The organism is Streptomyces sp. NPDC001002 (genome assembly GCF_053599215.1).
In genome coordinates this window covers 1-21,207 of record NZ_JBSFLV010000155.1, presented here as the reverse complement: position 1 = coordinate 21,207, position 21,207 = coordinate 1, and the positions used below count along the sequence as shown (strand labels likewise).

General features: G+C 71.7%; 18 protein-coding genes. 14 read left to right on the top strand and 4 right to left on the bottom strand.

Annotation, left to right across the window (positions count from 1 at the left end; genetic code table 11):
- Positions 1–94: 94 nt before the first annotated feature.
- Positions 95–676, bottom strand: a complete 582-nt coding sequence (locus ACWDR3_RS40160) for a biotin transporter BioY (RefSeq protein WP_450357549.1) — start codon at positions 674–676, stop codon at positions 95–97.
- A gap of 434 nt (positions 677–1,110) precedes the next feature.
- On the opposite strand from ACWDR3_RS40160, the gene ACWDR3_RS40155 reads away from it, so the two are divergent.
- The 8 genes from ACWDR3_RS40155 to ACWDR3_RS40120 all read left to right on the top strand — a co-directional run bounded on the left by ACWDR3_RS40155 (position 1,111) and on the right by ACWDR3_RS40120 (position 9,844).
- Positions 1,111–2,322 carry an ROK family protein gene (locus ACWDR3_RS40155; RefSeq protein WP_450357548.1) on the top strand — a complete coding sequence of 404 codons (1,212 nt, stop codon included), beginning with the start codon at positions 1,111–1,113 and terminating at the stop codon, positions 2,320–2,322.
- A 194-nt stretch (positions 2,323–2,516) separates the two neighbouring features.
- The gene (locus ACWDR3_RS40150) at positions 2,517–3,581 is read left to right on the top strand and encodes an ABC transporter substrate-binding protein (protein ID WP_450357547.1); all 1,065 of its coding nucleotides are present in this window, start codon (positions 2,517–2,519) and stop codon (positions 3,579–3,581) included.
- A 5-nt stretch (positions 3,582–3,586) separates the two neighbouring features.
- Positions 3,587–4,432 (top strand): ABC transporter permease, encoded by an 846-nt coding sequence (locus ACWDR3_RS40145; RefSeq protein ID WP_450357546.1) that lies wholly within the window; start codon positions 3,587–3,589, stop codon positions 4,430–4,432.
- Complete coding sequence (locus ACWDR3_RS40140) at positions 4,408–5,142, top strand: ABC transporter ATP-binding protein (RefSeq protein WP_450357545.1); 735 nt, start codon at positions 4,408–4,410, stop codon at positions 5,140–5,142. The genes ACWDR3_RS40145 and ACWDR3_RS40140 overlap by 25 nt, the downstream gene beginning before the upstream one ends.
- Before the next feature lie 204 nt (positions 5,143–5,346).
- Positions 5,347–6,684, top strand: coding sequence for an LLM class flavin-dependent oxidoreductase (locus tag ACWDR3_RS40135; protein WP_450357544.1), 1,338 nt, complete (start codon positions 5,347–5,349; stop codon positions 6,682–6,684).
- A 12-nt stretch (positions 6,685–6,696) separates the two neighbouring features.
- Positions 6,697–7,605 carry a TauD/TfdA dioxygenase family protein gene (locus tag ACWDR3_RS40130; RefSeq protein ID WP_450357543.1) on the top strand — a complete coding sequence of 303 codons (909 nt, stop codon included), beginning with the start codon at positions 6,697–6,699 and terminating at the stop codon, positions 7,603–7,605.
- A 119-nt stretch (positions 7,606–7,724) separates the two neighbouring features.
- The gene (locus ACWDR3_RS40125) at positions 7,725–9,152 is read left to right on the top strand and encodes an amino acid permease (RefSeq protein ID WP_450357542.1); all 1,428 of its coding nucleotides are present in this window, start codon (positions 7,725–7,727) and stop codon (positions 9,150–9,152) included.
- Positions 9,153–9,202: 50 nt separating this feature from the next.
- The gene (locus tag ACWDR3_RS40120) at positions 9,203–9,844 is read left to right on the top strand and encodes a superoxide dismutase (protein ID WP_450357541.1); all 642 of its coding nucleotides are present in this window, start codon (positions 9,203–9,205) and stop codon (positions 9,842–9,844) included.
- 113 nt (positions 9,845–9,957) lie between these two features.
- Here ACWDR3_RS40120 and ACWDR3_RS40115 read toward each other — a convergent pair whose 3' ends face one another.
- Both ACWDR3_RS40115 and ACWDR3_RS40110 read right to left on the bottom strand, forming a co-directional pair.
- Positions 9,958–10,581: a histidine phosphatase family protein gene (locus ACWDR3_RS40115; RefSeq protein WP_450357540.1), complete on the bottom strand. Its 624-nt coding sequence runs from the start codon at positions 10,579–10,581 to the stop codon at positions 9,958–9,960.
- A gap of 49 nt (positions 10,582–10,630) precedes the next feature.
- On the bottom strand, positions 10,631–12,256 hold the full coding sequence (locus ACWDR3_RS40110; RefSeq protein WP_450357539.1) for an FGGY-family carbohydrate kinase: 1,626 nt from the start codon (positions 12,254–12,256) through the stop codon (positions 10,631–10,633).
- 207 nt (positions 12,257–12,463) lie between these two features.
- Here ACWDR3_RS40110 and ACWDR3_RS40105 point away from each other — a divergent pair, with 207 nt between their 5' ends.
- The 4 genes from ACWDR3_RS40105 (at position 12,464) to ACWDR3_RS40090 (ending at position 16,397) form a co-directional block, all read left to right on the top strand.
- Complete coding sequence (locus tag ACWDR3_RS40105; protein WP_450357538.1) at positions 12,464–13,267, top strand: DeoR/GlpR family DNA-binding transcription regulator; 804 nt, start codon at positions 12,464–12,466, stop codon at positions 13,265–13,267.
- Positions 13,264–14,316: a 2-hydroxyacid dehydrogenase gene (locus ACWDR3_RS40100; RefSeq protein ID WP_450357537.1), complete on the top strand. Its 1,053-nt coding sequence runs from the start codon at positions 13,264–13,266 to the stop codon at positions 14,314–14,316. Before ACWDR3_RS40105 ends, ACWDR3_RS40100 begins: the two co-directional genes overlap by 4 nt.
- Before the next feature lie 125 nt (positions 14,317–14,441).
- The gene (locus ACWDR3_RS40095) at positions 14,442–15,863 is read left to right on the top strand and encodes an FGGY family carbohydrate kinase (protein ID WP_450357536.1); all 1,422 of its coding nucleotides are present in this window, start codon (positions 14,442–14,444) and stop codon (positions 15,861–15,863) included.
- Between the two features lie 300 nt (positions 15,864–16,163).
- Positions 16,164–16,397 (top strand): hypothetical protein, encoded by a 234-nt coding sequence (locus ACWDR3_RS40090; RefSeq protein ID WP_450357535.1) that lies wholly within the window; start codon positions 16,164–16,166, stop codon positions 16,395–16,397.
- 12 nt (positions 16,398–16,409) lie between these two features.
- On the opposite strand, the gene ACWDR3_RS40085 is transcribed toward ACWDR3_RS40090, so the two are convergent.
- On the bottom strand, positions 16,410–17,072 hold the full coding sequence (locus ACWDR3_RS40085) for a mycothiol-dependent nitroreductase Rv2466c family protein (protein WP_450357534.1): 663 nt from the start codon (positions 17,070–17,072) through the stop codon (positions 16,410–16,412).
- Positions 17,073–17,223: 151 nt separating this feature from the next.
- On the opposite strand from ACWDR3_RS40085, the gene pepN reads away from it, so the two are divergent.
- Together pepN and ACWDR3_RS40075 are read left to right on the top strand one after the other, a co-directional pair.
- Complete coding sequence (pepN, locus tag ACWDR3_RS40080; protein WP_450357533.1) at positions 17,224–19,800, top strand: aminopeptidase N; 2,577 nt, start codon at positions 17,224–17,226, stop codon at positions 19,798–19,800.
- 187 nt (positions 19,801–19,987) lie between these two features.
- Positions 19,988–21,025, top strand: coding sequence for a hypothetical protein (locus ACWDR3_RS40075; RefSeq protein WP_450357532.1), 1,038 nt, complete (start codon positions 19,988–19,990; stop codon positions 21,023–21,025).
- Positions 21,026–21,207: the final 182 nt, after the last annotated feature.

Sequence of the window (21,207 nt, the reverse complement as noted above, 5' to 3'; positions counted from 1 at the left end):
CCGAGTCGGCCCGTGTCCACACCAGCGACCCCGGCGGGCACGCGGTGGTGCGCGAGGGACGACCCGGCGAGCCTCTTGCGCAACAGCAGGGAAATCAGCCCTTGTTCGCGAACTTCCAGGCCGTCGGCAGCACGCCCATCGCCAGGGCCGCCTTCAGCGCGTCGCCGAGCAGGAACGGCGTGAGGCCGGCCGCGATCGCGGCGGACGCCGACATGCCGGCGGCGACGGCGAGGTAGGGCACGCCGACGGCGTAGATGATCGCCTCGCCGAGGAGCATCGTGCCCGCCATGCGCAGCACCGAGCGGTCGGCGCCGCGGCGGGCCAGGGCGCCGACGGCGGCCGACGCGAGGATCATGCCGAGGATGTAGCCGAAGGAGACTGAGAGACCGGACGTGCCGGAGGCGAACCACGGCATGCCCGCCAGGCCGGCCAGCGCGTACACGGCGAGCGCGGCGACCCCGCGGCGGGCGCCGATGCTGGTGCCGACGAGCAGGGCGGCGAAGGTCTGGCCGGTCACCGGCACCGGGGAGCCGGGCACGGGGACCGCGATCTGGGCCGCGAGGCCGGTGAGCGCGGCGCCGCCGAGCACCAGCGCGAGGTCGCGGACGCGGGAGGCCGGGAGCAGGTCGGCGATGACCTTGCCGGTGGCGACGGGGGCGGCTGTGGCGGTGCTCATGGGGACTCCGCGGTTCGGGGCAGTCGGGGACAGAGTGACGCTAACCCGGGGTGCGCGCGCCGATCACCGTCAGCGCCCGACAAAGGGGCGGGCCGGGTGTTCGTGGGTTTCGGACAAAGAGTGTCCGCTACACCGGGTTCGGCGTGATACCCGTCACTGAGGTTGGGGCGTTTCGCTCACGCCCGGGCCGTGAGCCCGGCTGTCGGGTCCCGCCAAACGAATCCTAGTGGTCTGGTCGGATTCACCTTCTCTGGCCTACCCTTCCCCCATGGATGCCCAGGCCCGGAACTTCTCGTCGCGTCGCCATGTCGACCTGCGACGCGTCGGCGCGAGCGGCTGTCGCCGGACCTAGCGGGGCGGGCGGAGCGGATCCGGACGCGCCTCGAACCGAGTGACGGCGCACTGTCGGACCCGTTCCCGAGGATGAAAACGCCATGGCATCCACGCTCACCTCCGTTCCTGCCCCTCCCCTCTCCACGTCCGTGCAGCGCGCCGCCGATCCCGATCGGCGGCGGACGAGCGCGAGTTACGTGCTGCGGTCCGTGCTGGAGCACGGGCCCGTGGCTCGCAGCACCATCGCCCGGCTCACGGGTCTGTCGCCCGCGTCGGTGACGGACTACTGCGCCCGGTTCACCGAACTCGGCCTGATCCGCGAGGCGTCGGCGCCCCGGCGCTCGGGCGGCGTGGGGCGACCGCATGTGCCGGTCGACCTGGACGACTCGCGGTTCGTGGTCGGCGGGGTGCATGTGGCCGTGCCGTACACCACGGTCGCGCTGCTGGATCTGCGTGGACAGGTCGTCGCCCGGCGGGAGTTGAAGCACGAGCGCACCGACCCGGGGTGGGTCCTCGCACGCGCCGCCGAGGGGCTGGACGCGCTGCTCGCCGAGGCGCGCGGCAGCCGGCCGCTGGGTGTCGGGGTGGCCGTCGGCGGCTGGGTGGACCGCGATTCGGGGACCGTCGTCGAGCACGGGCTGCTGGGCTGGCGGGACGTCCCGGTGCGGGAGGTGCTCGGCGCGCGCACCGGGCTGCCGGTCCATGTCGACGGCCACGCACGGGCGTTGGTCAACGGGGAGCGGCTGTTCGGGCGGGCACGGGGCAGCCGGAGCGTGCTGCACCTGTTCGTCGGCAACGTCGTCGACTCGGCGTTCGCCGCGGGCGACGAGGTGCACCACGGGCCGCGCTCGCAGTCCGGCGTCATCGCGCATCTGCCGGTGCCGGGCGGCACGGAGCCCTGCGAGTGCGGCCGATCGGGCTGCCTGCAGGCCGAGTTGAGCGAACGGACGCTGTGCCTGCGGGCCCGGCGGGCCGGTGTCGTCGACGGGGTGAACCCGATGCATGTGCTCGCCGCGGCGACGGCCGGCGACGAACGGGCGGTCCGGCTCCTCGTGGAGCGGGCCGGTGCTGTCGGACGGGCCGTGCGGCTGCTGCTCGACGTGCTCAACCCGGAGACCGTGGTGGTGACCGAGATCGGCGTCATGCACCGGGAGGACTGCCTGGCCGCGCTGCGCGAAGGGGTCGGCGACGAGCGGGCCGGGTCCGTCGTGCCGACGAGTTTCCCGGACTCGGTGCTCGCGGTGGCGGGCGGTTCGGTGGTGCTCGACGTGCTGTACCGGGATCCGCTGAGTGCCTCACCTGAGGCTACTTAATTCAGAAACTCCGAATGTTGACAGGGCACGCCGGTGACCAGGAGCATTCTTCTCATGACCTGTCGCACCCTTTGTTGCTGACGCGGTGACGCGCCCGGAGCGCGTATCTCTTCCTGCGTGAATTCCCTTTCCTCGGGCCCTCTGCGCCCGGAATTCCGCCTGCTTTCCCACCTCCGTACTCAAGGGGCCCTCCCATGCCTTCTCCCACTTTTTCCGGTGTCGACCGGCGTCTCTTCCTCGCCTCCGCGCTCGGTGTCGCGGCCGTCGGACTGACCGGCTGCGCGGGCGGTACCACGGCCTCCGCGAAGTCGGCGGCCGACCTCTCCGCGCCGCTCGCCGAGAAGGTCCCGGCCGGCACCAGCCTGAAGATCTCCTCGTATCTGAACACCCAGCAAATCCAGTTCAAGCTGGCGAAGCTGCCGAAATTGCCCTTCACGGTGTCGAGTTGGCTGAACATCGGGGCTGGTCCCGATGTCATCAACGCATTTCGCGCCAAGTCCCTCGACCTGGCGAACAACGCCGGTATTCCGCCGATCCAGGCGCACTATCAGGGCTTCGACGCGAAGATCGTGGCGATCAACGTCACCCGGAAACCGAACTATCTCTTCGCCACCAAGCCCGGCAGCGACATCCGCACCGTCGCCGACTTCAAGGGCCGCAAGCTCGCCTTCTCGCAGGGCCAGGCCCAAGGGGTCGTGCTGCTGCGGGCGTTGAAGGAGGCGGGGCTGAAGTACGACGAGGTGAAGCTGGTCCCGCTGACCAGCAACCAGTTCCTCACCGCCCTGCAGTCGGGCCAGGTGGACATCGCCCCGCTCGGCAACAGCCAGGCGCCCGCCTACCTCCAGCAGTACGGGTCCAAGGGCGCCCGGACCATCGACACGGACGTCGTCGACCTGCTCAACCTGCTGTGGGCGCCGGCCTCCGTGCTGGCCGACTCCGCGAAGGCGGCGGCGGTCGCCGCGTACATCCCGCAGTGGGCGCAGGGCCAGGTGTGGCAGTACGAGAACCCCGACATCTGGAACGAGGAGTTCTACGTCAAGACGCAGAACCTGACCCTCGCCCAGGCCGAGGGCATCACCAAGCTCGCCAACAAGCCGTTGTTCCCGCCGAGTTGGGACGAGGCGGTGAAGTGGGAGCAGGAGACCGCCGATCTGCTGGCCGAGGGCGGCTTCGTGAAGAGCTTCAAGGTCGGCTCGCTCTTCGACCGCCGCTTCGAGGCCATCGCCGCGCGGGCCGTACCGGCGGAGTACCGCAAGTGAGCGCCGTGAGCACCACCACCGTGAGCGCGGGCGCCGTGGCCGTCGGGGACGACACCGTCCACCGGGTGCGCAGGCGCCGCCGTCTCTCCCCCGGCCGACGGCTGCCGGCCGCCCGGCTGATCGGGCCCGCCCTGTTCATCGGCCTGTGGGCGATCGCCTCCGCCGCCGGGCAGTTGGACCCCGGGGCGATCCCGGCACCCTGGACGGTGGCGCGGACCGCCGGGCGGCTGTGGACCGCCGGCACGCTGCCGACCGATGTGCTGACCTCGCTGGAGCGGGCCGCGTACGGCTTCGCGATCGGGCTGACCGCGGGTGTGGTGCTGGCCCTCGTGTCGGGGCTCAGCCGGGTCGGGGAGGCGTTGATCGACGGGACCGTGCAGCTCAACCGGGCGATCCCGACGCTGGGGCTCATCCCGCTGTTCATCCTCTGGCTGGGCATCGGCGAGACCTTCAAGGTCGCCATCATCGCGATCGTCGTCTACATCCCGATCTACCTGAACACGCACGCCGCGCTCTCCGGCATCGACAGCCGGTACGTCGAACTCGCCGAGGTCCAGGGCCTGTCGAGGCTCCAGTTCGTCCGGCAGATCGTGATCCCCGGCGCGCTGCCCGGATTCTTCGTGGGACTCCGGCTCGGTGTCACCGGCTCCTGGCTGGGCCTGGTGGTCCTGGAGCAGATCAACGCCACCAGCGGGCTCGGCTACATGATGTTCCAGGCCACCAACTACGGCCAGTCCGACGTGATCCTCGTCGGCCTGCTCATCTACGGGGTCTTCGGCCTGATCTCCGACAGCGCGGTCCGTCTCATCGAACGGAGGGTGCTGTCGTGGCGCCGCACACTGAGCAACTGACCCGTCCCGCCGCGGTCCGACTGCGCGGCCTGACGCGGTCGTTCGAGGGGCGTACGGTCCTCGACGGGCTCGATCTCGACATTCCCGCCGGGCAGTTCGTGGCCCTGCTCGGGCACAGCGGGTCCGGCAAGTCCACGCTGCTGCGGGCTGTCGCGGGGCTCGACCACGAGGTCGCCGGGAGCGGGCAGCTCGCCGCGCCGGAGCGGGTGTCGGTCGTTTTCCAGGACTCTCGGCTGCTGCCGTGGCGGCGGGTGCTGGACAACGTGCTGCTGGGGCTGGGGGCCGGTGGGGAGGAGAAGGGGCGGGCCGCTCTCGCGGAGGTGGGGCTTGCCGGGCGTGAGCGGGCTTGGCCGGGTGAGTTGTCGGGGGGTGAGCAGCAGCGGGCGGCTCTTGCGCGGTCGTTGGTGCGGGAGCCGGAGCTGTTGCTCGCGGATGAGCCGTTCGGGGCGTTGGATGCGCTGACTCGGATCAAGATGCATGCGTTGCTGCGGGAGTTGTGGGAGCGGCATCGTCCCTCGGTTCTGCTGGTCACGCATGACGTGGATGAGGCGATTGTCCTTGCGGACCGGGTGTTGGTGCTTGATGCGGGGCGGGTGGGGCTTGACCTGGCCATCGAGCGGCCCCATCCCCGCTCCTACCGCGATCCTCTGCTCGGTGAGTACCGGGAGCGGTTGTTGGCGGCGCTCGGTGTGACCGAGGACGTGGGGTGACACCGGATTTCCTCGCCCCCGCCGCCCCTACCCGTCCCATCCCCAGGGGCGCTGCCCCTTCGGCCCCGCTGGGGGCTGCGCCCCCAGACCCCCGCTTCGGACTGAACGGCCTCGTCCTCAAACGCCGGACGGGCTGAAAGACAAAGGCCCGGACCGGCGTCCAAGAGTCCCCAAAACCAGTCCCCGTAAGGACACCCATCGCCCATGACCAGGCACCTCCACCTCAACGCCTTCCTCATGAACACCGGTCACCACGAAGCCTCTTGGCGGTTGCCCGAGAGTGACCCCTTCGCGCATGTCCGGCTCGATCACTACGTGAACCTCGCTCGGGTCGCCGAGCGCGGGACCTTCGACTCGCTGTTCCTCGCCGACGGGCCGCAGTTGTGGAACAACCTCGCGCAGCGGCCGGCCGGGGCGTTGGAGCCGCTCACTCTGCTCACCGCGCTCGCCACCGCGACCGAGCACATCGGGCTGATCGCCACCGCGTCGACGTCCTACAACTCGCCCTACAACCTGGCCCGGAAGTTCGCCTCGCTGGACATCATCAGTGGTGGCAGGGCGGGGTGGAACATCGTCACCACGGCCGGGGCCGAGGCCGCTCGGAACTTCGGGCTGGATGCCGAGCCCGCACACGCGGAACGGTACGCGCGGGCCGCCGAGTTCCTCGATGTGGCGCTCAAGCTCTGGGACAGCTGGGAGGACGACACGATCCTCGCGGACAAGGCCGCCGGGGTGTGGGGGGATGACCAGAAGATCCATCCGCCTCTGCATCGGGGGACCTACTTCAGCGTCGAGGGCGCTCTCAACGTGCCGCGTACGCCCCAGGGGTATCCGCTGCTCGTGCAGGCCGGGTCCTCCGAGGACGGGAAAGCCTTCGCCGCGCGGTACGCCGAGGCCGTGTTCACCGCTCAGCAGACCATCGAGGACGCGCGGGCCTTCTACGCCGACCTCAAGTCCCGTACCGCGGCGGCCGGTCGGGATCCCGACCACATCAAGGTGCTGCCCGGGATCGTGCCGGTGCTCGGCTCCACGGAGGCCGAGGCTCGGGCCAACGAGCGGCTCCTCGAAGACCACATCGTGTACGAGCACGGCGTGGACCGGCTGGAGCGGTTGCTTCAACTGCCCGCCGGGGCGCTTGAGTTGGATGCGCTGTTGCCTGCCGACCTGCCTTCCGAGGACTCCGTCGAGGGGGCCAAGAGTCGCTACACCCTCGTAGTGGAGCTGGCTCGGCGCGATCGGCTCACCGTGCGGGAGTTGATCGGGCGGCTCGGCGGTGGGCGCGGGCACCTCACCTTCGCCGGCACGCCCGAGCAGGTCGCCGACGCGATCGAGACGTGGTTCACGCAGGGCGCGGCCGACGGCTTCAACATCATGCCGGCGGTGCTGCCTTCGGGGCTGGACGCCTTCGTCGACCACGTCGTCCCGATCCTGCGCGCCCGTGGATTGCTGCGCAGTGAGTACGGGCCCCGACAGACCCTCCGGGAGCGCTACGGGCTCCCCCGTCCCGCCAACCAGTACGTCCAGACACCCGCTCTCGTCTGAAAGGCCCAGGTCATGACACTCGACATCCAGATCCAGAAGGTCACCGCCCACATCGGCGCCCGCGTATCCGGCGTCGACATCTCCCAGCCGCTGGCGCAGGACACGGTCGCCGCCCTCCGCGAGGCCCTCAACACCCACAAGGCGCTGGTCTTCGACGACGTGCATCTTGATGACGCCGGCCAGGAAGCCTTCGCCCGGCACTTCGGCGACCTCACCACCGCCCACCCGACCGTGCCCTCCGTTGCCGGCGCCCCGAACGTGCTGCCCGTCGACAGCGAGCAGGGCCGCGCCAACCACTGGCACACGGACGTCACCTTCGTCCTCAACCCGCCGCAGGCCAGCACCCTGCGCAGCATCACGCTCCCGCCCTACGGCGGCGAGACCCTGATCACCAGCTCGGCCGCCGCCTACCGCCAACTTCCGCAGCCGCTGCGCCAGTTGGCCGACACCCTGTGGGCCGAGCACACCAACGACTACGACTACGCGGTGCCGACCGAGGACATCGACGCCGACAAGGCCGCCCAGCGCGCCCAGTTCACGTCCATCAAGTTCCGTACCGCCCACCCGGTGGTCCGCGTCCACCCGCTGACCGGTGAACGCGGCCTGTTCATCGGCGGGTTCGCGCAGCGGATCGTGGGTCTGTCGGTCGGCGAGTCCCGCAAGATCCTCGACCTGCTCCAGTCGTACGTCACCCGCCCGGAGAACATCCTGCGCCACCGCTGGTCCCCCAACCAGCTCGTCCTCTTCGACAACCGCATCACCCAGCACTACGCCGTCGACAACTACGACGGCCTGCCGCGCCGCCTGAACCGCGTGACCGTCGCCGGTGACGTACCCGTCGGCATCGAGGGCAAGGAGAGCTACGCGATCGAGGGGGACGCGTCGCACTACACCCCCGTAGCGACCCCTCTGGCCGCGTAATCGGCCCGTAACCCCCCGTGGCGCACGCGTCCGCATAATGGGCGGCCTCCCTTCCGGATGGGGAGGCCGCCCAGACTGTGGGCGTTTTTGCCGTCTCACGCCTTGGACGAATCGCGCCCATGCCCACATCTCCACCCACACCTATCAGCACCACCCAGCGGACGCCGCCTGACCGGCCCGCCGACGCGGCACCCCTCTCGCCCGGCCTCAAGCAGCGCCACCTGTCGATGATCGCCCTCGGTGGGGTGATCGGCGCGGGACTGTTCGTCGGCTCGGGCGCCGGGATCGCCGCCGCCGGGCCGTCGATCGTCGTCGCGTACACGCTCTCCGGCCTGCTCGTGATGCTGGTGATGCGGATGCTCGGGGAGATGTCGGCGGCGTACCCGTCGTCGGGATCGTTCTCGGCGCACGCCGAGCGGGCGATCGGGCCCTGGGCGGGCTTCACCGCGGGCTGGTCGTACTGGGTGCTGCTCTGCACGGCGGTGGGCCTGGAGGCCATCGGCGCCTCGAAGATCGTCACGGGCTGGCTGCCGGGGACACCGGAGTGGGCCTGGGTCGCGCTGTTCATGACGGTCTTCTGCGCCACGAACCTGGCCGCGGTGAAGAACTTCGGCGAGTTCGAGTTCTGGTTCGCGACCCTGAAGGTCGCCGCGATCACCCTCTTCCTCGCACTCGGGGTGCTGGCCATCGCCGGCGCACTCCCCGGCACGGACTCCCCCGGCGCCACGAACCTCACCGACTTCCTCCCGCACGGCGGCGAGGGCCTGATCGTCGGCATCCTCGCCTCGCTCTTCGCGTACGGCGGTCTGGAGACGGTCACCATCGCGGCGGCCGAGTCCCCGGACCCGGTACGGGGTGTGGCGAGCGCGGTCCGTACGGCGATGTGGCGCATCGCGCTCTTCTACATCGGCTCGATGGCGGTCATCGTCACCCTCGTCCCCTGGGACTCCGGGTCGGTCGTCGAGGACGGCCCGTACGTCGCCGCCCTCCAGCACCTGGGCATCCCCGGCGCCGGGCAGGTCATGAACGTCGTCATCCTGGCGGCCCTGCTCTCCGCGATGAACGCCAACGTCTACGGCTCCTCGCGCATCGCCTACTCGCTGGTGGCCCGGGGCCACGGCCCGAAGGCGCTGGGCCGGGTCTCGGCGGGCGTCCCGCGGACCGCCGTACTCACCTCCTCCGCCTTCGGTTTCGCCTGCGTGCTGCTCAGTTACTGGCGCCCGGACGACGTCTTCTCCTGGCTCCTCGACATGATCGGCGCGGTCATCCTCGTCGTCTGGACCCTCATCGCCGTCTCCCAACTCCGCCTGCGCACCCGCCTCGACCGCGAGGCCCCCGGCCGACTGACCGTCCGCATGTGGGCGTTCCCGGCGCTGACCTGGGTCGCGCTGGCCGGCATGGCGGCGATCCTCGTCCTGATGGCCCGCGAGCCGGGCACCCGGGTGCAGCTGTACTCGACGGGTGTGATGACGGCGGTGCTGGCGGGGGTGGGGTACGTCCGGCAGCGCCGCGCGCCCCGACGTCCCGCCGAGCACTCTTGCTGCTAGCGTGTAGTTGCAAGTCTTGTGCAATAAGAGGTTCGGAGGGGAACCCACCCATGCCCGTCTACACGCTTCCCGAGCTGCCGTACGACTACTCCGCGCTCGCCCCCGTGATCAGCCCCGAGATCGTCGAGCTGCACCACGACAAGCACCACGCGGCCTATGTGAAGGGTGCCAACGACACGCTGGAGCAGCTCGCGGAGGCGCGGGACAAGGAGTCGTGGGGGGCGATCAACGGGCTGGAGAAGAACCTGGCCTTCCATCTCTCCGGGCACATCCTGCACTCGATCTACTGGCACAACATGACCGGTGACGGGGGCGGCGAGCCGCTGGCGGCCGACGGTGTGGGGGACCTGGCCGACGCGATCGCCGAGTCCTTCGGGTCGTACGCCGGCTTCAAGGCGCAGCTGACCAAGGCGGCCGCGACCACGCAGGGTTCGGGCTGGGGTGTCCTCGCCTACGAGCCGCTCAGCGGACGGCTGGTCGTCGAGCAGGTCTACGACCACCAGGGCAACGTCGGACAGGGCGCGACCCCGATCCTCGTCTTCGACGCCTGGGAGCACGCCTTCTATCTGCAGTACCGCAACCAGAAGGTCGACTTCATCGACGCCATGTGGGCCGTCGTCAACTGGCAGGACGTGGCCCGGCGTTACGAGGCCGCCAGGTCCCGCGCGGACGTGCTGCTGCTCGCCCCCTGAGGGCACTTGAGCGTCCTGCCTCGTGATCGTCTTCTCGCCCTTCACCTGGCAGGCGGAATGACGGAAGCCCCTGGGAGGACGTGACTCCCAGGGGCTTCCTGTGTGCGGACGCCTCATGGCCGGTCCGGGTCGCAGGGCACGTTCAGGGAGAGCAGCGCCGTCGATCCCGTGATGCCCACCCGGAGTTCGGTGATCGCCGCATTGCGCAGGCTCGGGAAGACCCGGCGGTACTCCCTGGCCGGGATGGACAGCAGGGTGCACAGGACCAGGCGGAACAGGGTGTTGTGGGCGACCACCAGGACCCGCTCGCCGTAGTGCGCGGCGGCGATCCGGCGCAGGGCAGCCGCTCCGCGGGCCGCGGCGGCCCGTGGGTCCTCGGCGCCGGGGAAGGGGTTGGCGGCCGGGTCGACGCGGAAGGCCTCGGCCCGGGTCGGGTAGGCGGCCGCGAACTCCGCGAGCGTGCGCCCCTCCACCACCCCGAAGTCGCACTCCCGCAGGTCGGGGTCGAGGGACGGGACCAACCCGAGGGCACGGCAGGCGGGTTCGGCGGTGGCCACGGCCCGGGACAGCGGGGAGGTCCACACCGCGTCGACCGGACGGGCGGCGATCCACCGCCCGAGCGCCTCGGCCTGCGCCACCCCGGTGGGGGTCAACGGGACGTCACTGACACCGGCGTAGCGGTTCTCGTCGTGCCAGACGGTCTGCCCGTGCCTGGCCAGCAGAAGGGTGGTGCTCATGGCTTCGGAGTATCCAGGGTCGGGGTGCGTACGCGTACGCGGCGCGACGTCAGTCCGCCGTCGTGCCGGTGAGCCGGGCGTGGGCGTGGGCCGCGACCGGCGCCGGGAGCCAGCCCCGCGCGGTCAGTTCGTCGACCAGGCGGGCGTACGGCTCGGCGAACAGGGCCGTGCGGGCGGGGTCGGGTTCGAGGACCGCGTGGATGCGGACCATGCGCTCGGCGACCTCGGGCAGCGGGCCGCGGCCGGTGCCGTGGGCGGCCAACGCGGCCATGCCCAGGGCGGGTTCGGTCTGGTGGGGTACGCGGGCGGGGCGGCCCAGGACGTCGACGCGCAGCTGGTTCCAGTACGTGCTGTGGGCGGCGCCCCCGGTGAAGGTGAGGGGGCCGTCCAGCGGGGCGCCGAGCCGGTCGAGGTAGTCCAGGCAGAGCCGTTCCGCGAACGCCACACCTTGCAGCAGGGACGCCCACAGGTCGGCCCCGTCGGCGGGCTCGCCCAGCACGATCGCGGAGGCGGCCGGTGCCAGGAACGGGAACCGTTCGCCGGGTGACACCAGCGGGTACGTCACCGCGCCGGACGGCTCGTAGGCCGCCGCCCGTGCGTCCATCGCGGCCGGGTCGGCGCCCGAGAAGGCCGCGGTCAGCACGCCCGCGCCCACGCTCGACGCCCCGCCCGGCAGCCAAGTGCCGTCCGGCGCACGGTGGTTGTAGACCACGCCGGTCTCGTCCCGGACCGGCGTGACGGAGGCGCCCTTGAGGACCAGCGTGGTGCCGAGCACCGAGTTCCAGGAGCCGGGCCGCAGCGCGCCCGCCGCGATCTGCGCCGCGCAGCCGTCGGTCATCCCGGCGATCACGGGCGTGCCGGCGGGGATGCCGGTCGCCTCGGCGGCGGCCCGGGTGACCTCGCCGAGCCGGGTGCCGGGACGTACGACCTCGGGGAACAACTCGTCGGGCAGGCCCAGTTCGGCCAGCGCGGTGTGCGGCCAGGCGTCGATCTCGGGGTCGTAGCCGGACTTGAGGGCGTGGCTGGAGTCGGCGGGCGGCGGCTCGCCGATGAGCCGGGCGACGATCAGGTCGGGCTGGTGGGCGAGCCGGAGCCGGGGCGGGCGGGGCGGGTGGACCAGGCGGAGGTGGGGGTGCGGGCGGGAGGTGGACCCGGGGTGGGAGATCGGCCCGGAGGCCTGCCCGGTTCGCCCGCTCCGGCCCCGGAGCGGACCCGCGCCGCCCCCGCCCCGCCCGCGGACCGGGCCCGCGCCGCCCGCGCCCTCGTACTCCCCCGCCAGCCACAGCACCTTCGGCAGCGCCCAGGTGTCCTGCACCGCCAGGCCCGCCCGCCGCGCCCGCGCGGCCTGGGCGGAGGCGCGCCCGTCGTCGTACATGAGGGCGGGGGTCACCGGGCGGCCGGTGCCGTCCGTCAGGAGGACCGTGCCCGAGGTGCCGCACACCGCGAGGCCGCCGACGCGCAGGTGCAACCGGTCGGCGAGCGCGGCCCGGGACGCGGTGCGCAGCGCCTGCCACCAGTCGTCCGGATCCTGCTCGTGGCGCACCCCCTCCCGGCGTCCGGCGAGCGGTGCCGAGCCCCGGCCGAGGACCGTCCCGTCGGCCGTGACCAGCAGTACGCGGACGCTCTGCGTGCCCAGGTCGACGCCCAGCCATGCCTCGCCCTCATCCGCCGCCATCCGGACCTCCCACGCGTCACGACCGACTCTGAGAACTTCACACCCATCATCGATATTGACCCGAGTTTTTCGCTCGCGCGAGGGATTGACGGCCGACATTCGCCGTTACACGCTCGGTTGGCGGTCCCAGTACGACGGATGCCGACGGGATGCCGACGGATCACGACGCCCGATGACCACGACGGACGACCAGGAATCGGAGGGGCGATGAGCGGCAGTGCGCAGCAGGGCCCCGCGGTCCGCCGCTCGGCGCTGGCCGAACTCGTCCTGGCCGAGGGCTCCGCGACCGCCGCCGACCTCGCCGAGCGCTTCGGCGTGAGCCTGATGACGATCCACCGTGACCTCGACGAGCTCGAACGGCAGGGGATCGTACGGAAGTTCAGGGGCGGGGTGACCGCGCAGCCGTCCGGGGTCTTCGAGTCGAACGTGCAGTACCGCCTGAAGACCATGCTCGCCGAGAAGGCCGCGCTCGCCGACCGCGCGATGAAGCAGCTGGAGCCCGGCATGGCGATCATGCTGGACGACTCCACGACCGCGCTCGAACTGGCCCGCAGACTCCGGCTCGGCGAGATCACCCCGCTGACCGTCGTCACCAACTTCCTTGAGGCCATCACCCTCCTCGCCGACCAGCGCGGTATCCATCTGATGGCGCTGGGCGGCGACTACGACCCGCTGCACTCCTCCTTCCTCGGCGTCTCCTGCGTCGAGGCGGTCCAGTCCCTGCGGGTGGACGTGTGCTTCGTGTCGACGTCGGCCGTGCACGGGGGGTACGCGTACCACCAGGAGCAGCACATCGTGTCGGTGAAGCGGGCGATGCTCGACTCGGCCGCGCGCAATGTGCTGTTGATCGACCACAGCAAGCTCGCCCGGACCGCCCTGCACCGGGTCGCCCCGCTCTCCCGCTTCGACCTGCTCCTGGTCGACGACGGCGCGCCGGCCGAGGCCCTGCGGGACCTGGACGAGCACAAGGTCCGCTACGAGGTCTGCCCGACGGGAGAGCCACCGCCATGAACGACCCCCTCGTGACGAACGACCCCGTCCGGGTCCTGGCCGCCGGTGACCACTTCGTCGTACCCGGGCTGATCGCCCGCGCACTGGCCGACGAGGTGCGCGAACGGGAGCTGTCGGTACGGGAGTTGACCCTGCCGTGGCCCCTCGAAGCGTTCGGGCCCGTCGCCGAGGTGGAGGAGGCGAGCGGCGGCGAGGACGGGCTGATCGAGGCGCTCGCCGACGACCGCGAGGTGCTGGTCACGCAGATGGCTCCGGTCACCGAACGCGTCCTGGAGTCCGCCCCGCGGCTGCGTCTGGTCGTCGTGTGCCGCGGCGGCCCGGTCAACGTCAACCTCGACGCGGCGAAGATCCACGACGTCCGCGTCTCCTACGCGCCCGGCCGGAACGCCGCCGCCACCGCCGAGTTCGCCGTCGGGCTGCTGCTCGCGACCCTGCGCCGGATCCCGCAGGCGCACAACCTCCTCGCCGGACAGGGCAGTTGGCAGGGCTCGGCCTACTACACGTACGAACACAGCGGTCTGGAGCTGGAGGACCTCCCCGTCGGGCTGGTCGGCTACGGCGCCGTCGGCAGCCGGGTGGCGCGGGTGCTGTGCGCGTTCGGGGCGCAGGTGATGGTCTACGACCCCTATGTCCGCGGCGAGATCCACGGGCTGCGGGTCTCCTCGCTCGACGAACTCCTGCGCCGCTCCCGGGTGATCACCCTGCACGCCCGGCTCACCCCCGAGACCCGCGGCCTGATCGGCTCCCGCGAACTCGCCCTGCTGCCCGAGGGCTCGGTGGTCGTGAACGCGGCCCGCGGCCCGCTGCTCGACGAGGACGCGCTCTGCGAGGCGCTGGAGAGCGGGCGGTTGTCGGCGGCGGGACTCGACACGTACGAGCGGGAGCCGGTGCCCGCCGGGTCACGGCTGTTCGGGCTCGGCGACCGGGTGGTGATGACCCCGCATCTGGGCGGGGCCGCGCGCGCGGTGGCGGAGAAGGCGGCGCGGATCGCGGCGGCGGAGGTGGGGCGATGGGCGCGGGGGGAGCCGTTGGCACACCAACTGACGTGAGCGAACACTGGCGCACCGACTGACCTGAGCGGACGCCGACTTACGACGTGAATCGCCGTCGCCCCCTGACGTGAACCCCCGACCCCGCCCCCGACACCCATGTCCGCCTCCGAGGAGGACCCCGCATGTACATCGGCATCGATGTGGGCACGTCCGCCGTGAAAGCCGCCGCCTTCGACCACGCCGGTCGTGAACTGGCCGTCGAGACCAGCCCCGTGGGCCTCGCACTGCACGAGGGCCGGGTCGAGCAGGACATGTACGAGGTGTACAAGGCGGTCGTCGGCGTGCTGGGCCGGCTGACGCTACGGGTGCCCGGGCCGGTCGAGCTGGCGGGGCTGACCGGGCAGGGCGACGGGGTCTGGCTGGTCGACGGGCAGGGGCTGCCGGTGCGGCCCGCCCTCTCCTGGATGGACGGCCGGGCCCATGAACTGCTCGACGGCTGGATGGCGGACGGCACCTTCGAGGCGGTGTTCCGCCGCACCGGGAGCGCCATGTTCCCGGGCTGCCCGGGCCCGTTGCTGGCCTGGCTGGACCGGCACGAGCCGAAGTCGCTCGACGCGGCCGCCACCGCCCTGTACTGCAAGGACATGGTCTTCCGGCGGCTGACCGGCGCGCCGGCCGGCACGGATGTCTCCGACGCGTCGATGCCGTTCCTCGACCCGCGAACCCGGACGTACGACGAGTCGGTCGTCGAGCTGCTCGGCCTGGGGCACCGGCGCGGCCTGCTCGCGCCCGTCGGCGACCCGATCACGACCGCCGAGGCACGCGGCGAGGGCCTGCCGGCCGGGGCGCGGGTGTCGAACGGCCCGTACGACCTGCCGGCCTGCGCACTAGGCGCCGGTGTCACCTCGCCCGGCGACGGTCTGCTCATCGTCGGTACCTGTCTGGCCGCCCTGGTCGCCACCACCGACCTCGACCTGACCGGTGAGCCGGCCGGCCTGTACATCTCGACCGACCGGCCCGGGCACCGGCTGCGCGCGATGCCGGCGATGGTCGGCACGGCGGCCCTGGACTGGGTGCTGTCGACGACGGGCGTCCGGCACGAGGAGGTCGACGCGCTGCTCGCCGGGACCCCGCCGGGGGCGCACGGCGTGCGGGTGCTGCCGTACTTCGCCCCGTCCGGCGAACGCGCCCCCTTCGTCGAACCGCGTCTGCGCGCCGAACTCACCGGCGTCAGCCTGGAGTCGACCAAGGGCGACCTGATCCGCGCCACCTGCGAGGGCATCGGCTACGCGGCCCGGCACTGTCTGACCGCGGCCGGTCTGACCGGCACCCTCGCCGTCTGCGGCGGCGGCACCCGCAGCCCCGCGTGGATGCAACTCCTGGCCGACGTCCTGGGCCGGCCGCTCCGCGTGGCCGAGGGCGAGGTGGGCGCCCGCGGCGCGGTCATGGCAGCGGCCACCCGCCACGGCATCCCTCTGGCGACAGCCGCGTGGACCCGCCCGAACCGCATCGTCGAGCCAGACCCTGACCGGGCGGCGTACTACTCCGGCGGCTTCGAGGACCACCTCAAGCGCTTGGCGGCGGCGCGCGACCGGAGCCGGTGAGGTCGTCGGAGCGGGCAGGTTCCGGCCGACGGATCCGAGGGCCGGTGAGTTCAGGGCCGCGTACGCGGCGAGCGCCGGGCCGACCGGCCCGCACCGCGCGACACGCACCCGGCAGTGGGCGCGTGTCCCGAAAGTGCGGCGCGGGACGGCCGCCGTCGAGACGCGGCCGGTCCACCCGCGCGAAACCCCGCGCGGACCGCTTCGCCGAATCCCCCCTTACCGGAGCCGGTCATTTCGGGAGCGGGCGGAGGCAAACCGCGGTGTACTACCGGCCTGGCCGTGCGTGGCGAGGAGGCGTTCGTGACTGTGCTTCGACGGTGGTGCCGGAACTGTCTTGGGTGGCAGGACTTCCAGATGATGAACGGCGCCGAGAAGGCCGCCGTCCGTGAGGAGAAGGGGGCCCGGCACTACGTGGATGATCTGTGGCGCTGCGCCGTCAAGGGCTGTGTGCGGTACCAGCCGGCGTACAACGCGGGAGGCGGCGGCGATCTCCCCGAGAAGTTCCGTGAGGAGAAGGCCGCCGCCTCCGAGTGAGCCGTGCGGTGCTTACAGGTTGCTGAAGTCCGGGCCCGCCGTGCGGCTGCGCTTGATCTCGTAGAAGCCGGGGACCGAGGCGACCGCGACCGTGCCGTCCCACAGGCGGGCGGCCTGCTCGCCCTTTGGGGCGGGGGTGACGACCGGGCCGAAGAAGGCGATCTGCTCGCCGTCGGGGCCGGGCACGGCGATGACCGGGGTGCCGACGTCCTGGCCGACCTTGTCGATGCCCTCCTTGTGCGAGGCACGCAGCTCGGCGTCGAACTCGAAGTCCTCCTGGTCGGCGTAGTCGATCAGCTCGGCGGGCAGGCCGACGTCCGCGAGCGCGCCGGCGATGGCCTCACGGGTGGGGCCCTCGCCCTGGTTGTGGATGCGGGTGCCGAGCGCGGTGTAGAGCGGGCCGAGGATGTCCGCGCCGTGCTTCTGCCAGGCCGCGGTGACCACGCGGATCGGGGCCCAGGCCTTGGTGGACAGCAGCTCGCGGTACTCCTCGGGCAGCTCGTCCAGCTTGGGCTCGTTGAGCACCGCCAGGCTCATGATGTGCCAGTGGACCTCGATGTCCCGGACCTTCTCCACTTCCAGCACCCACCGGGAGGTCATCCAGGCCCAGGGGCACAGCGGGTCGAACCAGAAGTCGACGGGGGTCTTGGTGGAGGTGGTCGCGGTCTCGGACATTGCTCTCCTCAAGAAAACGGCTCTTTCTCCGAGCAACACCGGGGGCGGCCGACCTCATTCCCGGGTGCCCCCCGTCAGGGGCACATGGCAGGATCGGTCCTGTTCCGCCGTACCCCCGCCCTGTCCGTCGTGCCGCGAAGGAGTGCCGTCCGTGCCCGGTGAGAATCTGTCCCGTGACGAGGCCCGCGAGCGGGCCGCCCTGCTGTCCGTCGACGGATACGAGGTGTCGCTCGACCTGCGCTCCGCCGTCGGCGACGCGGACGCCGAACCGCGCACCTTCCGCTCGGTGACCACGATCCGCTTCCGCTGCAACGAGCCGGGCGCCACCAGTTTCGCCGACCTGATCGCGCCGAGCGTGACGGCCCTGTCCCTCAACGGCAGGGACCTCGACCCGGGCGCGGTCTTCGACGGCGTACGGATCCAGCTGGAGGACCTGGCCGCCGACAACGAGCTGATCGTCGACGCCCGCTGCGCCTACTCCCGCACCGGCGAGGGCATGCACCGCTTCGTCGACCCCGAGGACGGCGAGGTCTACCTGTACACCCAGTACGAACCGGCCGACGCCCGCCGGGTGTTCGCCAACTTCGAGCAGCCCGACCTCAAGGCCCCCTACCGCTTCGAGGTGCGCGCGCCCGAGGGCTGGACGGTGTGGTCCAACGGCGCCGGCACGCTGACCGACGGCGTGTGGCGGTTCGCGGAGACGAAGCCGATCTCGACGTACATCACGTGCGTGACGGCGGGCCCGTACCACTACGTGACCGACTCCTACGAGCGCGTCCTCGACGACGGTACGAAGCTGGAGATCCCGCTCGGCGCGCTGTGCCGCAAGGGCCTGGCGCCCTACTTCGACGCGGACGACGTCTTCCTGGTCACCAAGCAGGGCCTGGACTTCTTCCACGAGCACTTCGACTACCCGTACCCCTTCGGGAAGTACGACCAGGCGTTCGTGCCCGAGTACAACCTCGGCGCGATGGAGAACCCGGGCCTGGTCACCTTCCGCGAGGAGTACATCTTCCGCGGCAAGGTGACACGGGCGTCCTACGAGGGCCGGGCCAACGTCATCCTGCACGAGATGGCGCACATGTGGTTCGGCGACCTGGTCACCATGGAGTGGTGGGACGACCTGTGGCTCAAGGAGTCCTTCGCCGACTTCATGGGCGCGTTCGCCCTGGTCGGCGCGACCCGCTTCACCGACGGCTGGATCACCTTCGCCAACCGCCGCAAGGCCTGGGCCTACCGCGCCGACCAGCTCCCCTCCACCCACCCGATCACCGCCGACATCCGCGACCTCCAGGACGCCAAGCTCAACTTCGACGGCATCACGTACGCCAAGGGCGCCTCGGTGCTCAAGCAACTCGTCGCGTACGTCGGCCAGGACGCGTTCCTGGAGGGCGCGCGCCGCTACTTCAAGCGGAACGCGTACGGCAACACGCGCCTCGCCGATCTGCTGTCGGTGCTGGAGGAGACCAGCGGGCGGGACATGGCGTCCTGGTCGCGGGCGTGGCTGCAGACGGCCGGGGTCAACTCCCTCACCCCGCAGGTGGTACTGGACGTGGAGGGCGGCCGGGTCGCCGAGCTGACCGTGCTCCAGGAGGCCGCCGAGTCCTACCCGGAGCTGCGCCCGCACCGGGTGGTCGTGGGCCTGTACCGGATGGAGGACGAGCGGCTCGTGCGGTACGAGCGGGCCGAGGTGGACGTCGACGGGCCGCGCACGGTCGTGGTGGAACTGGCCGGTGCGGACGCCCCGGAGCTGGTGCTGGTCAACGACGACGACCTCACGTACTGCAAGACCCGCTTCGACGCGACCTCGCTGGACACCCTGCGCGAGCACCTGGGCGCGCTCACCGACCCGATGGCCCGCGCCCTGTGCTGGTCGGCGCTGTGGAACATGACCCGGGACGCGCTGCTGCCCGCGCCCGACTTCATCGACCTGGTGATGCGGTTCGGGCGCCGGGAGACCGACATCGGTGTCCTGCAGATGCTGCACGCGTGGGCGAACTCGGCGCTGGTGAACTACTCGCCGCCGTGGTGGCGGGAGACCGGCGTGCAGCTCCTGGCGCACATCGCGGAGCGGGATCTGCGCGGGGCCGAGCCGGGCAGTGAGCAGCAGCTGGCCTGGGCGCGGTTCTTCGCCTCGGTGGCGTCGGCGCCGGAGGAACTGGCTTTGCTGCGCGCCCTGTTGGACGGTACGGAGACGATCGAGGGGCTGGCCGTCGACCAGGAGCTGCGCTGGGTGTTCCTCGAACCGCTGACCTCGCACGGGGCGGTGGACGAGCCGGTGCTGGCGGCCGAACTGGCCCGGGACGACACGGCGTCCGGCAAGCGGCACCAGGTGCGCTGTCTCGCCGCCCGGCCCTCGGCGGCCGTCAAGGCGCAGGCGTGGGCCCAGGTGGTCGAGTCGGACGCGCTGTCCAACGCGCTGGTGGAGGCCACGATCGCGGGCTTCCAGCAGCCCTCGCAGCGGGAGTTGACGGCGCCGTACGTGGAGAAGTACTTCGCGGCGATCGAGCGGGTGTGGGAGCAGCGGTCGATCCAGATCGGGATGGACGTGGTGCGGGGGCTGTTCCCGGCGTACCCGACGGCCGAGGACTCGCAGTCGACGCTGGACGCGACGGACGCGTGGCTGGCCGCGCACGAGGAGGCTGCGCCGGCGCTGCGGCGGCTGGTCCTTGAGGCCCGGGACGACCTGGCGCGGGCGCTGCGAGCTCAGGTTCTGGCCAACTATTAGCGGCCGGTGACCGTTACGGAATCCGGTCAATCACACCCGTAACCCCTGGTCCGCCCCATTCGGACCAGGGGTTTTCGGCGCCCTATCGGCATCCGAACACCCGTCCTTTAGTGCCGCCTTGTCCGTATTTGTCGACGGGCGTGTAACAGCGGTTAAAACGCGGTTCCGACGCGGGAAACCCCCAGTCATGAACCACAACACCCCGCTCTCCCCCCGCCCGCTCCACCACCTCGCCGAGGTCCACCGCCGGGTCATGACGGCGGCCCAGCTCCGCTCGCACGGTGTGTCCGCCGCGGAGACGAACGAGCAGTGCCGGCCCGACGGCCCCTGGCAGCAGCTCCTGCCGGGGGTCGTGCTGCTGCACCCGGGCCCCTCGACCGGCGAGGAGCGGCTGCACGCGGTGCTGCTGTACGCGGCCCGCGAGTCGGCCCCCGGGGTGCCGGCCCAGTCGAGCCCGCAGGAGCCGCACCGCCCGGTGTACGCGGAGGTGATGGTCACGGGGCTCGCGGCGCTGGCCCTGCACGGCTTCGCCGCCGCGCCGCCGCTGCCGTCCCTGGACCGCATCGACGTCCTGGTGCCCCGGCTGCGCCGGCTGCGCTCCACGGGCTGCGCCCGGATCGTGCGCACCGCCGCGATGCCGACGGCCGAGCCGAGGCTGGGAGTTCCGGTCGCGCCGGTGGCCCGCGCGCTGGCCGACGCGGTGTCCGAGCTCGCGGACGCAGAGGCGGTACGCCGGCTGCTGACCGAGGCGGTACGCGGCGGCCACTGCGAACCGGCGGCGGTGGTACGGGAGTTGAACGCGGCGAAGCTGCTGAGCCGGCCGCACGTGGTGGACGCGGTGGACTCGCTGCTGGCCGAGGGCCGCGCGATCGCGGAGGACCGCCTCTACCGGATGGTGACCGAGTACGGCCTGCCCGACCCGGTCTGGAACGTGGACCTGCGCCTCCCGGGCGGCCCGCACCTCGGCGGCCTCGACGCGTACTGGCCGGAGCAGGCGGTGGCGGTCGAGCTGGACACCCGCGCCCCGCGCCAGGACGAGGACGCGCTGTGGTCGGAGTACGCCCGCAAGCGCGAGCACCTGGAGCGGCTCGGCATCACGGTCGTCTACGTCACGCCCAAGAAGCTGCGCGACGCGATGGAGCAGCAGGCGGCGGTCGTCCGCACGGCCCTGATGGCCGCGGGCGACCGCGATCCCGCCGCGTATGTCGTGGTGCTGCCCCGGTAGTGACGGACCGGGGCCGCATCAGGAGGGGAGAGGAGGGGCCGCCGGGCCAGGGTCTGTCCGGCGGATCAGGTCGGCTGTGAGGTGCGGTGCTTCTTGGCCGAGCCGAGCGGGGTCTGGTGCGTGCAGCTGCAAGGCGGAGGAGGGAGCCGACGCGGAGCGTCGGCGACCGACGACAACGCCGC

Excerpts from the sequence above, each read along its gene's own strand:
- ACWDR3_RS40155 (WP_450357548.1), top strand. The coding sequence starts at position 1,111 with ATGGCATCCACGCTCACCTCCGTTCCTGCCCCTCCCCTCTCCACGTCC.
- ACWDR3_RS40075 (WP_450357532.1), top strand. The coding sequence starts at position 19,988 with ATGAACCACAACACCCCGCTCTCCCCCCGCCCGCTCCACCACCTCGCC.
- ACWDR3_RS40095 (WP_450357536.1), top strand. The coding sequence starts at position 14,442 with ATGTACATCGGCATCGATGTGGGCACGTCCGCCGTGAAAGCCGCCGCC.
- ACWDR3_RS40150 (WP_450357547.1), top strand. The coding sequence starts at position 2,517 with ATGCCTTCTCCCACTTTTTCCGGTGTCGACCGGCGTCTCTTCCTCGCC.
- ACWDR3_RS40135 (WP_450357544.1), top strand. The coding sequence starts at position 5,347 with ATGACCAGGCACCTCCACCTCAACGCCTTCCTCATGAACACCGGTCAC.
- ACWDR3_RS40125 (WP_450357542.1), top strand. The coding sequence starts at position 7,725 with ATGCCCACATCTCCACCCACACCTATCAGCACCACCCAGCGGACGCCG.
- ACWDR3_RS40105 (WP_450357538.1), top strand. The coding sequence starts at position 12,464 with ATGAGCGGCAGTGCGCAGCAGGGCCCCGCGGTCCGCCGCTCGGCGCTG.
- ACWDR3_RS40130 (WP_450357543.1), top strand. The coding sequence starts at position 6,697 with ATGACACTCGACATCCAGATCCAGAAGGTCACCGCCCACATCGGCGCC.
- ACWDR3_RS40160 (WP_450357549.1), bottom strand. The coding sequence starts at position 676 with ATGAGCACCGCCACAGCCGCCCCCGTCGCCACCGGCAAGGTCATCGCC.
- ACWDR3_RS40120 (WP_450357541.1), top strand. The coding sequence starts at position 9,203 with ATGCCCGTCTACACGCTTCCCGAGCTGCCGTACGACTACTCCGCGCTC.
- ACWDR3_RS40085 (WP_450357534.1), bottom strand. The coding sequence starts at position 17,072 with ATGTCCGAGACCGCGACCACCTCCACCAAGACCCCCGTCGACTTCTGG.
- ACWDR3_RS40100 (WP_450357537.1), top strand. The coding sequence starts at position 13,264 with ATGAACGACCCCCTCGTGACGAACGACCCCGTCCGGGTCCTGGCCGCC.
- ACWDR3_RS40115 (WP_450357540.1), bottom strand. The coding sequence starts at position 10,581 with ATGAGCACCACCCTTCTGCTGGCCAGGCACGGGCAGACCGTCTGGCAC.
- ACWDR3_RS40110 (WP_450357539.1), bottom strand. The coding sequence starts at position 12,256 with ATGGCGGCGGATGAGGGCGAGGCATGGCTGGGCGTCGACCTGGGCACG.